Below are 12,943 nucleotides of genomic sequence, written 5' to 3' on the forward strand. Positions count from 1 at the left end.
AGAATCTCAACCGATCGTTTTTTTAAATTAAAGTTTAAATTTCCATTATTTTTTTCTAAACCCAGATAGACTTTTAAAGCCCTGCTTAATTAAGCCTCACTCCTTGTACAGTGGCTGGCTACCCACCCCATGAAAAGAAACTTATAAAGAATCAATCAAAAACATTTCACCTTTGCATAATGCCTCGAAAAAATCAGTGTGTTTTTAAAAGATGTTTAACATGAATGTTGTCATTCAATTAGAAGTCGCCCTTTTCTGCCCGCTCTCGGTAAGCCTTAAAAGAGCAATTGTGTATTTTTGCAACACGTCCAACAGTTTGATTCAGATTATGATATTTCTATTTTTAAACCCACTATGACATTTATAAAGTAACAATAAGGAGTCCATGCATGTCTCTACGATTTACCCATAAACCTGATTATTTTTTCTTTGCTCAATTATTGATGCGACATGTAGAAAGCTATATCCAAAAACATCAGGATGCCAGCAATGCAATCTTTGACTTAGGGGATATTCATAAACTTTTCCAGACAGACTATGCCTCTTCCAGCATTAACCTAGACGGTATTATGAATATTGCCGATGAGTACAAGCTTGAAACCTTATCTGGTGACCAAAAGCTAATCCAAAGCTATCAGGTAGATGTTAAAAATAACAAGCTACTGATCAACTTCAATTCTGATGCCTTAAACAGCCTGAAAGAAGGCAAGCCACTGATTGAACCGGATGCTACCATCCATGAATAATCCCCTTTAAATAGCCATAAAAAAACGATACCTATGTATCGTTTTTTCTCACCTAAACTCTTATTCTGATTGATCTGACACTTCAGCTTTTTCCAGCTTTTCGATCGGTTTTTGCTTGATTTTTTTACCGTAACGGCTGGCTGGCCAAATCATGATAAAGCGTGCACCACCCAGTGTCGGACTTTGATCGACCTGAATCTCTCCACCAAACCAGTAAGCAATCCGGCTGACAATAGACAAGCCCAAACCATACCCCCCTGAAGCACGGGTACGACTATCATCCAGTCGGGCAAAAGCTTCAAAGATACGGGCGCGGTCAGCTTCTGGAATCCCCGGACCATCATCTTCTACACAGATATACGCCATGCCCTTAGCATCTAGTCCGCCGCTGATCAGGATTTTCTGCTCACAATAGCGTACTGCATTACCCACCAGATTTTGCACCACACGATGCAGGTAACGTCGTTCAGCTTCTACGGTTACAGGTACTGGCATTGGCAGCACTTCAACTTCTTTGCCAGTTTTTAGAGCATCTGTTTCGACGGCCACCTGCTCCAGCACTTCAAACAGATCAATATCTTCAAATTCAATTGAAGGCATGCCCTGTTCCAGTTTGGCATAGGTCATGATTTCATCGATCAAGGTATTTAAGGCTTCAATATCCTTATCGATCTGCTCAACCTGCTGCAAGCGATAATCATAGTCGTCTTCATCTGCCATCATTTCCACAGCAAAACGGATACGGGCAACCGGTGTACGCAGCTCATGCGATACAGCACGCATCAATTCACGCTGCGCTTCAATCAGGCGCTGAATATGGTCCGACATATTGTTATAGCTGGAAGCCAGCGTCGCCATCTCATCACTGCCCTCCACCGGAAGACGCAATGACATGTTCCCGGTTTTCATCTTGTTCAGGGCATAGCTCACTTCACGCAGTTTACGTTGCATTGGCACCAGCAGACCATAAATCCCCAGACTTAAGACAAACAGGCTCAGTAAGGTAATCCCGGCAGCTAACTGGAATGGCATCCAGTTAAATAACGGCACTGGCCCCATCACCAGCACTTCAGACGTCGAGCTAGGAATAGGAGAAATGATCGAAATTGTAGTGCCGCGAATTGAGGCACTATCACGATATAAAATAATGCTGTGATCCAGACGCAAACGTCCGATCTGCTCAGAATCTAGTGGCAGGCTCTGGACATTTTCGATCGAGATTGGATAAGAGAAATAGTCCTGAATTCGCTTCAGGTATTCTTTTTCCTGACCTGGGTAGTACACCAGATAGTCCAGAATAAAGACCGGTAAAGCCTTCATCTGACGTTCAGTAATATTATCCGCCTTAATATAAAGATAATGACTTGGATCATCGCGTAGCCCAATGACAATATAAGCTACCCCAGTTTTAGCATCCCAACGCACGACTGCCTTACGGTCAGCCAGACGTCGACCTTCCGCTCGGGTAATATCCACTTTACTGGCTTCGACATAGTAGATCGGCAATTCCAACAGATCAGACGCATCTGAAACCCAATCCATCTTTTGCTGCAGATTAGGCTGTCTCGCAACCCCCTCACTGATGATATATGCCATACCATTAGTCAGGGATTCACGATACTCCTGCGCACGCTGGTAGTTGATGATCTGTACCAGCAGATAGCTGAATACTGCCACCAGGACCACAAGCATGACCAGGCCTGCGTATATCCGCAAAAATATACTGTGTTTAAACACCTATTAATTATCCTGTTTATTCAGGCGGCTAAAGGCACCGATTAGATACCGTTAGTTTCTTTGACGAATAGATAACCTTTACTACGTACTGTTTTAATACGTTTTGGATTTTCAGGATCGTCACCAATTTTTGGACGAATGCGCGAGATACGCACATCAATTGAACGGTCTTGGCCGTCATATTCGATGCCGCGTAGACGCTCGAAGATATCTTCACGTGACAGGATGCGGCCCGCATTTGAAGCCAGCAGCCACAACAGGTCATATTCTGCACTGGTAAAGTCAACCAGCTCACCATTCAAGGTCACTGAACGACCACCATTGTCGATCACCAGGTCATCAAATTCGATGCGCTGAGCCACTTCATCTTCAGGCACCTTGTCGGTACGACGCAATAAAGCACGAATACGAGCCAGCAGGACACGCGGCTGAACCGGTTTAGCGACATAGTCATCTGCACCCATTTCCAGACCTAAGACCTGATCCATATCTTCAGTACGTGCAGTCAGCATTAAAATCGGTTGATGATAATGTGGACGAACTTCACGGCAGATGGTCAAACCATCAGCACCTGGCAACATGACATCTAGAACCACCATGTCTGGTTGCTCAGCAATAATACGACGAATAGCACGGTTGCCATCCGGCTCTACCCCAACCTCAAGACCATTACGGATGAGGTATTCTTGTGTTAAACGAGCAAGACGCTCATCATCTTCAACAATTAGAATTTTAGGTAACTTTTCTTCTTGGCTCATGTGTTGCCCCTTTATTTGATGGACGCATGCTACGGACGTATCCTTTTGAAATCCAATAGATACGTTTTTAATATGCTTGCAATATACACACGTTTACATTGTAAACAAGATAGCGTTCACCAAACCAATACATCAAAGTAGCATTTTGTAATATTTTATCGTGCACATTTCACTCGAATGTGCATTTAACTACCGTTTGTCGGCTTATTTGCATTGATCAAAGCTGAATCTGGACAAAATGTGACTAGTTGATTCAGGCCTTTTTAGTTATCCACAATGTTATCTATAAGCACTTTTTGCCAGCTTTGATATGCTATGCCTTGCCGGATAAGGCTTATGCAAGAATCAATAAAAATTGGGATCTTTTTGCAAAAGATTAAGATAAAACTTCAGAAAAATATTTAGCAAAATGTCAATATTGATCTACCCTAAATTTTCCCGTATCTTGTGTTCAATTAATTTTATAACCACTAGGTCTTGTGTTTATTCCTCGAACACTGTGGCACGATTTTTGCCCAGTTCAAACGGTCCATAAACATAAAAATAGATGACAATGGAGCTATGCTAACATGAGCGTAATCACGTCCACTCCGGGTCAACTTCAGGTGATTAAACGCACCGGTGATGTTGCCGCTTTTGATGCAGAAAAAATTTCTGTTGCAATTGGAAAAGCATTTTTGGCAGTAGAAGGCCAGCAAAGTGCAGATTCGAGCCGTATACACGACCGTATCGAACAATTAACGGAAATGGTTCTGAATACATTCAAACGCCGTTTACCATCGGGTGGCACGATCCATATCGAAGAAATTCAGGATCAGGTTGAACTTGCGCTGATGCGTACTGGCGAACAGAAAGTTGCACGTGCCTATGTCATCTACCGTGAACAACGTTCTGAAGCGCGCAAACAGTTAGGTGCCAACCATCACCCTACACTGCAAGTCACTGATGCAGAAGGTAAGTTAAAGCCGCTTGACTTAAGCGAATTGACTGCGACTGTGACTCGTGCTGCTGAAGGCCTTGAAGGGATCGACGTACAGGCGATTGTCGATGAGACCGTAAAAAACCTTTATAACGGTGTAAAAGAGTCTGACATCTCTACAACCATGATGATGGCAACTCGTACCCGTATTGAGCAAGAACCTAACTATACTTATGTGACTGCACGTCTGTTGCGTGATGACCTGGTGGCTACCGGTTTAGAGTTCTTGGGTCTATCCACTGATACTAATGAAGGTGATGCACTTGAAACTTTCCTGAAAAAAGGGATTGAGTTAGAGCTTCTTTCACCTGAATTGTTAAACTTTGACCTGGCTAAGCTGGCTGCAGCGATTCAACCAGAACGTTCAAACCAGTTCACTTACCTAGGTCTGCAAACCCTATTTGACCGTTACTTTATCCACTCAGATGGCGTGCGTTTCGAATTGCCGCAATTGTTCTTCATGCGTGTGTCTATGGGTCTTGCCCTGAACGAAGATAACCGTGAAGACCGTGCAATCGAGTTCTATAACTTATTGTCTAGCTTCGACTACATGGCGTCTACGCCTACCCTGTTCAACTCAGGTACGCTACGTCCACAGTTATCTAGCTGCTACTTAACTACAATTGATGATGATCTGTTTGACATCTATGGCGCGATGCGTGATAACGCAATGCTGTCTAAATGGGCAGGCGGTTTAGGTAATGACTGGACTCCAGTTCGTGCCCTGAACTCTTACATTAAAGGTACAAACGGTAAGTCTCAAGGTGTGGTGCCATTCCTTAAAGTTGCCAACGATACTGCTGTTGCAGTAAACCAGGGTGGTAAACGTAAAGGTGCGGTATGTGCATACCTGGAAACCTGGCATCTGGATATCGAAGAATTCCTTGAGCTGCGTAAGAATACGGGTGATGACCGTCGTCGTACTCACGACATGAACACTGCGAACTGGGTTCCTGACCTGTTCATGCAACGTGTATTCGAAGATGCTGAATGGACACTGTTCACACCTTCTGAAACGCCTGATCTTCATGATCTGACTGGTGCAGAATTCGCTGAGCGTTATGCTTACTACGAAAGCATTGCCAAAGAAACAAACATGTTGCACAAGAAAATCCGTGCAAAAGATTTGTGGCGCAAAATGCTGTCTATGCTGTTCGAAACAGGCCACCCATGGATCACGTTCAAAGACGTATGTAACCTGCGTTCACCACAACAACACGTAGGTGTGGTTCACTCTTCTAACCTGTGTACAGAAATCACCCTGAACACCAGCAAAGAAGAAATCGCAGTATGTAATTTAGGTTCGATCAACCTGGTACAACACATTCAAGGCGGCAAGCTGGATCGTGAAAAACTGGCTCGTACAGTAAAAACTGCGGTTCGTATGCTCGATAACGTGATCGACATCAACTACTACGCAGTTCCACAAGCACGTAACTCGAACCTGAAACACCGTCCAGTCGGTATGGGTATCATGGGCTTCCAGGATGCGCTTTACGAAATGGGTATGGCTTACGGTTCTGACGCTGCGGTTGAGTTTGCTGATGAATCAATGGAAGTGATTTCTTACTACGCAATTTCAACTTCAAGTGACCTTGCTGTTGAACGCGGTACGTATGAAACATTCAAAGGTTCACTGTGGGATCAAGGTATTCTGCCAATCGACTCACTTGACCTGGTTGCGAAAACTCGTCCAGAACGCATGTTTGAAGTAGACCGCACACAACGTCTGGACTGGGACACTTTACGTGCCAAAGTTCAAAAAGACGGTATGCGTAATTCGAATGTGATGGCGATTGCGCCAACTGCAACTATTTCGAACATTTGTGGTGTGTCTCAATCCATTGAGCCTACATTCCAGAACCTGTATGTGAAATCTAACCTGTCTGGTGAATTCACAGTGATCAACCCGTACCTGGTACGTGCGTTGAAAGAACGTGGTCTTTGGGATGCAGTGATGGTCAATGACCTGAAACACTTTGAAGGTTCAGTACAAAAGATTTCTCGTATTCCTGAAGAATTGAAAGCGATCTTTGCGACTGCGTTTGAAGTTGAGCCACGCTGGATCGTAGATGCTGCTTCTCGTCGTCAAAAATGGATCGATCAGGCGCAATCTCTGAACCTGTACATCGCTGGTGCAAACGGTAAGAAACTGGACATCACTTACAAGATGGCTTGGTTACGTGGTCTGAAAACCACTTACTACCTACGTGCATTAGGTGCAACTTCTGCTGAAAAATCAACCATTAATACTGGTGCATTGAATGCAGTTAAACCTGCAACTGTTGCGGCTCCTGTAGTTGCAGCGCCAGTGGTTGAAGAGAAAAAACCTGAAGCGCCTGTAGAGGAAGAAGGTTTCACTCAAGCAGCGCCAGTGCCACAAGCATGTTCAATTGATAATCCTGATTGTGAGGCTTGTCAGTAAGTTAGCTGGATTAGGAATCAACCGAGATTTATCTCTTATATTGCGAATTAGCAATGGTTGATTCTTATGAGCGGTTAGCATAAGAACTCACTTTTGCTAATTCGTCATGATTGATTCCGTAAAGGAATAGAACATGTCGAAAAAGCTTAAAGAATTTAAAAAGAAAGTTCGCATTGTACGCAAGGAAATTCAGATTTTTTGCTTCACATGCTTATTACCTTGCTCAGTTGCAATATTGGTTTCGATAAACCAAGCAAATGAACAAAACATAAAAAATCTTAAGTCAACTACTCAGGTAGTTACTTAATACAAAATCCCCCCTAAATCCCCCTTTTCCAAAGGGGGACTTCCGTGTAAGCAAAAGAATTCACGGAAATCCCCCTCCTTTATTAAAGGATGGGTTTGGGGAGGATTTAATATTTAACAATAAAGGAAACCTCAATGCCCCATATGACTCACAATTACATGTTAGGACTTGTGGCATTGATCCTTTCCTTTGCCATTACCTTTTACGCACCGATTGCTTACTTCTGGTTTAAAGTTCGCCAGCAACAGCGTAAACAAAATAAGTAGTGGGGATTTATCTCTGAACAAATTCAGAGCATTCATCGACAAAACTTAATTTTGTTTACACAAATTGAGCGTATAGTAAGACATCTCAGCACTGCTGGATGTCTAATAAAAGATATAAAGCAACTAGAGAGAATTGATATGTCTATCCTAAGTTGGGACGATTTCGAAGATGATTCGCAAAAACCGGCTGCACCTGAACAGCAGCCTACGCCCGTCGAGCCGAAAAAAACGGCTAATCCGCAGATGGTATCTGATGCAAGCAACACATCGTCGAATGTGGCAGCTGCACAACCCGCTGCAGCCCCTCGAAGCGCAGGATCAAATTCAACCGATTCACTGGCAAGAGCATCTGCTTCCCTAGACCAACTGGACGTTGCGCCTGGTCTTGAAGAACTTGAGATGGGCGCACAGCGTGTACAGGTTGATGATAAACGTATGATCAACTGCCGTGCTGACTTGAACCAGTTAGTGCCATTCAAATACGAATGGGCTTGGCAGAAATATCTGGATGGTTGTGCGAACCACTGGATGCCTCAAGAAATCAACATGAACCACGACATCGCGTTGTGGAAGTCTGAAAATGGCTTGACTGAAGATGAACGTACCATCGTGATGCGTTCACTTGGTTTCTTCTCTACCGCGGATTCACTAGTAGCAAACAATCTGGTATTGGCGATCTACCGTCACATCACCAACCCTGAATGCCGTCAGTACATCCTGCGTCAGTCATTTGAAGAAGCGATTCATACGCATGCTTACCAGTACTGTATCGAGTCTTTAGGTATGGACGAAGGTGAAGTCTTCAACATGTACCGCGAAGTCCCATCAGTTGCACGTAAAGCGGCTTGGGGCCTGAAATATACACAATCTCTAAGTGATCCTACTTTCAAAACCGGTACACCAGAAAACGACCAGATCTTGCTTCGCAACCTGATCGCATTCTACTGTGTACTTGAAGGTATCTTCTTCTACTGCGGTTTCACCCAAATTCTGTCTATGGGTCGTCGTAACAAGATGAATGGTGTTGCTGAGCAATTCCAGTACATCCTGCGTGATGAATCTATGCACCTGAACTTCGGTATTGATATGATCAACCAGATCAAGATCGAGAACCCACATCTGTGGACTGCTGAATTCCAGCAAGAAGTGATTCAGATGATCCTTGAAGGCACCATGCTTGAAATCGAATATGCACGTGACACGATGCCACGCGGTGTATTGGGCATGAATGCCGGTATGATGGAAGAATACCTGAAATTTATCTGTAACCGTCGCTTGAGCCAGTTAGGCTTGCCTGAACAGTTTACTGGTGTGAACAATCCATTCCAGTGGATGTCAGAAATGATGGATCTACGTAAAGAGAAGAACTTCTTCGAAACTCGCGTAACAGATTATCAAACTGGTGGCGCGTTAAGCTGGTAAGAAATATCACATAATATATAAAGTATTATGATCAAAAAAACCGCCTAAAATGGCGGTTTTTTTATTGGATGAATGCTTAACTTATTTCATCTTTTCAACGATTTGTTCAGCTTTTTTCAGATGTGTCGCTACCGCAGTACGGGTGTGCGTCAACATGCTTTTTAATTCCGCATTTTTCGCACTTGGAATCAATTGTGTATCCAAAGTGTTCAGGGCTTTACGATGTACTTCAACCTGACTCATCATATAGTCTTTATCGGCTGCAGATGGCTTGCTCAGGTCAGTAACAATCTTGTCACTATCGCTTTGCAATGCCGTACTGAGACTGCTTGCTTGAGGAGTTAATTTTAAACGGTCTGCCAGAGCCTGGCCTTTTTTCTCGTTCGCTGTATGTTCGCTAATCATCATTTGCGCATACTTACGTGCGTCATCTGTTTTAAGTTTTGGCAAAGCTGTTTTTGCCTGTTTAATTTCACCGTTATTGACCGTACTTACAACCTTAATCACTTGACTCTCAGTTAAATTCATTCGGCTGTCATTTGATGCTTTAGAATTTGCTTGAGCAGCAGTTGAAGATTGCTGATTCATTGCCATTGTTTGACCAGCAGTGAATAGCAATACACCACTCATCGCAACGCAGTTAATCATCTTCTTCATTAGAATAGCTTTCATCATGACACCCTTTAATGTTTTATTAATTAAAATTGCCTTTATAAAATAGGTGAATTCACTTAAAAACAGTTTAATGTTTAAGTTGTTTTATGAGATCAATATATAAGCATTTATTAACTTAAGCAAAGTCTGTTGGGGATTAGTTTCTTATTCAAACTCTACGTAAAAATTCGCAATATATTCATATTGAATAAAATACTAAAATTAATTAAGTCATTGATTTAAATTATTTTTATAAATATTGGTATATTTTTAGCTTTATTAAATTTATTTCAGTTTTTCTTCCCTTGAATCATTTCTTATTATTCAACAAATTAAGAAAATCTAAATTTAACTAAATTATTTGTTATCGGCTAAATCAACTTCTTATTAATCAGAACTTCTAGCTTTAGATAGTGAAAATTTATTACCTAAATATTTTTATAAAAGCTTGATCTCAAAATAAATTTCCTATGCTACTATCGGCCATATATGAATAATATTTATACAAATCCATAATAGCCAGAAGATAAATAGAGAGGGCTTATGAAAGGTTCCATCCTGGATTTTTCTATTCAAGATAATACGGGTTTTATCACAGGGGATGATAACAACCGCTACAGTTTTAGCGGTGCAGACTGGCGTGGACAACGCCCTCCTTCACGCGGTGACCGGGTTGATTTTATTGTTAACTCAACCGGTCAGGCAGCAGATATTTATCTGGCTTTGGGAAACTCGATTCATCTGGGAGAAAGCATTAGCAATCAGATTAATAAATATTCCAATCTGGATCAGGCTGAAGAGAATTACAGCAGTATCGACTGGTTTGTAAAATGTCTAACCAATTATGCAAACTTTTCAGGTCGTGCACGCCGTAAAGAATTTTGGTTCTTTATGCTGTTTTGTGTAATTTTAAGCATTATTAGTGAAGCCATTGATGCAGTTTTAGGCACCAAACCTTTGGTGAATGGCCTGCTAAATTTAGCGCTTCTGCTCCCAAGTCTGGCTGTAGGGGCACGTCGCTTGCATGACATTGGACGCTCTGGATGGTGGCAATTGCTTGTACTGACAGGGATAGGAGCCATTTTACTCATTATCTGGTGGGCAAGTGATACCAAAAAAGAAAATAATGAATATGGTGCTCCTGCCAAGTAATGGAACATTACATATCCCGTCTTGATACGGGATATGTTTATAGATTATTTAATTTAATATCAAAGCAATACGTAGGCAATTCATGCTGCAAGATCAGTTATCCAAACTTCCCAATGCAATATGGGTGCAAATTTATAAAGATAAAATGCAACTGATGGACAATGAGGGCACGATTGTGCAAACAATGGTCCCTCCCGTTCCCTATGCGCATGAACGCAGCATCATTGCCGACTTTAATGCTGCCTCAGACACCCTAAAACAGCTGGTATCTACTTCAATTGTTCAAAAACTTTGGGGCTCTACAACGCTGCTGCAAGTTATGGATATGCCTGAAGAGGGTCTGACAGCTCTTGAACAGCGTGCCCTGCTAGAATTAGGTTATGAAAATAGTGCACAAAAGGTGATTCTGTATGATCCCGCAGGTCAGGAAATTACGAAAGCGAGCTTAAGCACCACTTATCCTAAAACCAATCTAAAAATCTTTCTGGTTATCTTAATTGTCGTCATTGCTGCTTCTATCTGGTTTTTAACACTTTAAATGCCATATAAAATTAAAAAACCCCGCATTAAGCGGGATTTTTTAATTGAAGTTCAATGACATCATAAATTTTTATGAATAATCCATTTTAAAAACTTCTGATTAGATTGGATTATATTTAATGATGTCATCCAGCTGTAAAGTTGCACTGTCTACATTCTGTAATATCAGCAAATCAGCGCGTGCAAAGGTGGTATTGGTATCGGAACCATCACGATCGATCGTCACGACTGTATCATCTCCACGTTGTTCGAGCGTGATATAGTTCCCCAGATTTGAGGCATCTACTGCCTGATCACTTAATAATGCAGATACATCGATGGTGTCACCTTCAACTGCATTGAAGTCAGTCCAGGTATATGTACCATTGCCGCCAGTTGCATCAGCATTATTTAGTAAATAATAGATCGCTGTATCTGCTCCTGCACCACCTGTCAGGATGTCATCACCTGCACCACCCTGTAACAGGTTATCTGCTGGATCGTCGGCATAGTTAAGAATCTGGTTTACCTGATCAATATTGATCACCAGATTTGCTGAAGCACTTTCCTGATCGGCCTGTCCCGCATTACGCGTTACCGTATATTCAAATACTGATCCTAGACAGTATCGTGGACAACCAGCCCCTCTAAACTTTTAATATATTTCTGTTCAAAGGCTTCTGGACTTAACCAGCCGTTTGCAGAATGTCTTCTGACTCGATTGTAATAAATTTCAATATAGTCAAACAAGACAGCATTCGCTTCTTTTCGAGTCGAAAACACACTGCCATGTACCACATGACCTTTTAATGTATGAAAGAAGCTTTCAGTCACTGCATTATCCCAACAGTTTCCACGTCTAGACATACTCTGAGTACAATCATTTTTCAGTAACAGCGCTCTAAAATCACGACTACAGTACTGTGAGCCTTGGTCCGAATGAACCATAACACCAGTTGGATAACCCTGACGAGCCATTGCATAGTTAAACGTATCACACACCAACTGGCGGTCTATTCGATGGCTGGTTTGCCACCCCACGATACGACGGCTAAATAAATCTAGCATCACACATAAATACAACCAACCTTCTTTAGTGCGGATATAGGTAATGTCTGTTGTCCAGACTTTATTAGGCTGAGTAGCTGTAAATTGGCGATCCAACAAGTTGGGTGCTGTAGGCAAACGATGGGTTGAATCAGTCGTATGCTTGTATTTACGTGCAATCCTGCTACGTAAACCAAGCTTTTTTAGGATCCTTCCAATAGTACGTTCGCTCATGTTGTAACCTAAATCATGCATGTCATGTACTAATGAAGGTGCACCCAATCGTGCATGATGCTGCCAATATACGGCTTTTAAGTCATTATATTTCTGTGCCGTATTGGCTTGATGTTTTCGCCAGGTATAATAGCCTGAAGTGCTGACACCCAGGCATTTACAGGCAGAAGATACGGTGACTTCATTCATATCTAGATCTTGAATTACCGTGTACTTTTCTTGGCATGATCTGTTAGAAAGTACACATGCGCTTTTTTTAAGATGTCATTGGCTTCCTTGAGCTGTTTGACTTCTTTCTCTAATTCCACGATCCGCTGTTGTTCTGGTGAAAGTTGACGTTTGCTTGAACCTGCCGGATTGGTTTCACGAATCCATTTATCTAATGTTGAATAACCCACACCTAATTTCTGGGCGATTGCAGCTACAGACTCGTGTGAGTTTGAAAGTGCATAATCAATCGCTTGCTGTTTAAATTCGGGACTAAAACGTTTAGCCATTTCTTGAATCTCCAAAGATTAAAGTTACGTTATCTTTAGAGGCACGTGCTGTCCATTATTTTGTCTAGGATCATCCCGATGTTTAATAGTACCGAATTATTTTGCGTAATTGATGATTTCTTTCTTAAATTTGAAGCAACCTACTGGAATTTCCTTAAACAAAGTCGTCGTTTCTCCAGAGTCCGAACCGCTCACTTGAG

11 protein-coding genes and 1 pseudogene are annotated in these 12,943 nt (G+C 42.1%); 7 read left to right on the top strand and 5 right to left on the bottom strand.

Annotated features, from left to right (window positions below; genetic code table 11):
* The first annotated feature begins 389 nt into the window (after window positions 1–389).
* The gene (locus FTV13_RS14190) at window positions 390–746 is read left to right on the top strand and encodes a hypothetical protein (protein ID WP_004785094.1); all 357 of its coding nucleotides are present in this window, start codon (window positions 390–392) and stop codon (window positions 744–746) included.
* A gap of 60 nt (window positions 747–806) precedes the next feature.
* Here the strand turns inward: FTV13_RS14190 and bfmS are convergent, their stop codons facing one another.
* Together bfmS and bfmR are read right to left on the bottom strand one after the other, a co-directional pair.
* Window positions 807–2,483: a sensor histidine kinase BfmS gene (bfmS, locus tag FTV13_RS14195; RefSeq protein ID WP_034705648.1), complete on the bottom strand. Its 1,677-nt coding sequence runs from the start codon at window positions 2,481–2,483 to the stop codon at window positions 807–809.
* Between the two features lie 41 nt (window positions 2,484–2,524).
* Complete coding sequence (gene bfmR, locus FTV13_RS14200; protein ID WP_004785097.1) at window positions 2,525–3,241, bottom strand: response regulator transcription factor BfmR; 717 nt, start codon at window positions 3,239–3,241, stop codon at window positions 2,525–2,527.
* A gap of 569 nt (window positions 3,242–3,810) precedes the next feature.
* Between bfmR and FTV13_RS14205 the strand changes: the two genes are divergently transcribed.
* The 3 genes from FTV13_RS14205 (at window position 3,811) to FTV13_RS14210 (ending at window position 8,640) form a co-directional block, all read left to right on the top strand.
* Window positions 3,811–6,645 (top strand): ribonucleoside-diphosphate reductase subunit alpha, encoded by a 2,835-nt coding sequence (locus FTV13_RS14205; protein WP_179993292.1) that lies wholly within the window; start codon window positions 3,811–3,813, stop codon window positions 6,643–6,645.
* A 441-nt stretch (window positions 6,646–7,086) separates the two neighbouring features.
* Entirely contained in the window at window positions 7,087–7,218 is a 132-nt protein-coding gene (locus tag FTV13_RS15800; RefSeq protein WP_257218527.1) for a hypothetical protein, read from the top strand.
* A gap of 138 nt (window positions 7,219–7,356) precedes the next feature.
* The gene (locus FTV13_RS14210) at window positions 7,357–8,640 is read left to right on the top strand and encodes a ribonucleotide-diphosphate reductase subunit beta (RefSeq protein WP_004785102.1); all 1,284 of its coding nucleotides are present in this window, start codon (window positions 7,357–7,359) and stop codon (window positions 8,638–8,640) included.
* Window positions 8,641–8,721: 81 nt separating this feature from the next.
* Here FTV13_RS14210 and FTV13_RS14215 read toward each other — a convergent pair whose 3' ends face one another.
* The gene (locus tag FTV13_RS14215) at window positions 8,722–9,312 is read right to left on the bottom strand and encodes a DUF4142 domain-containing protein (protein WP_180012383.1); all 591 of its coding nucleotides are present in this window, start codon (window positions 9,310–9,312) and stop codon (window positions 8,722–8,724) included.
* Between the two features lie 525 nt (window positions 9,313–9,837).
* On the opposite strand from FTV13_RS14215, the gene FTV13_RS14220 reads away from it, so the two are divergent.
* The gene (locus FTV13_RS14220; RefSeq protein ID WP_159124294.1) at window positions 9,838–10,446 is read left to right on the top strand and encodes a DUF805 domain-containing protein; all 609 of its coding nucleotides are present in this window, start codon (window positions 9,838–9,840) and stop codon (window positions 10,444–10,446) included.
* An 82-nt stretch (window positions 10,447–10,528) separates the two neighbouring features.
* Window positions 10,529–10,984 (top strand): hypothetical protein, encoded by a 456-nt coding sequence (locus FTV13_RS14225; RefSeq protein ID WP_034706330.1) that lies wholly within the window; start codon window positions 10,529–10,531, stop codon window positions 10,982–10,984.
* 102 nt (window positions 10,985–11,086) lie between these two features.
* Here the strand turns inward: FTV13_RS14225 and FTV13_RS14230 are convergent, their stop codons facing one another.
* Both FTV13_RS14230 and FTV13_RS14235 read right to left on the bottom strand, forming a co-directional pair.
* Window positions 11,087–11,512 carry a type I secretion C-terminal target domain-containing protein gene (locus FTV13_RS14230; protein WP_180012385.1) on the bottom strand — a complete coding sequence of 142 codons (426 nt, stop codon included), beginning with the start codon at window positions 11,510–11,512 and terminating at the stop codon, window positions 11,087–11,089.
* Between the two features lie 71 nt (window positions 11,513–11,583).
* Window positions 11,584–12,743 (bottom strand): IS3 family transposase gene (locus tag FTV13_RS14235; RefSeq protein ID WP_179993407.1). Its coding sequence is split into 2 segments (ribosomal slippage): window positions 11,584–12,509 and window positions 12,509–12,743, totalling 1,161 coding nucleotides; the frame shifts between segments, so codons are not numbered across the junction.
* 78 nt (window positions 12,744–12,821) lie between these two features.
* Between FTV13_RS14235 and FTV13_RS14240 the strand changes: the two are divergent.
* Window positions 12,822–12,943 (top strand): annotated as a pseudogene (locus FTV13_RS14240) (IS982 family transposase); the annotation flags it as partial.

The sequence above is a fragment of the Acinetobacter sp. YH12235 genome (genome assembly GCF_013417705.1).
GTDB lineage: Bacteria > Pseudomonadota > Gammaproteobacteria > Pseudomonadales > Moraxellaceae > Acinetobacter.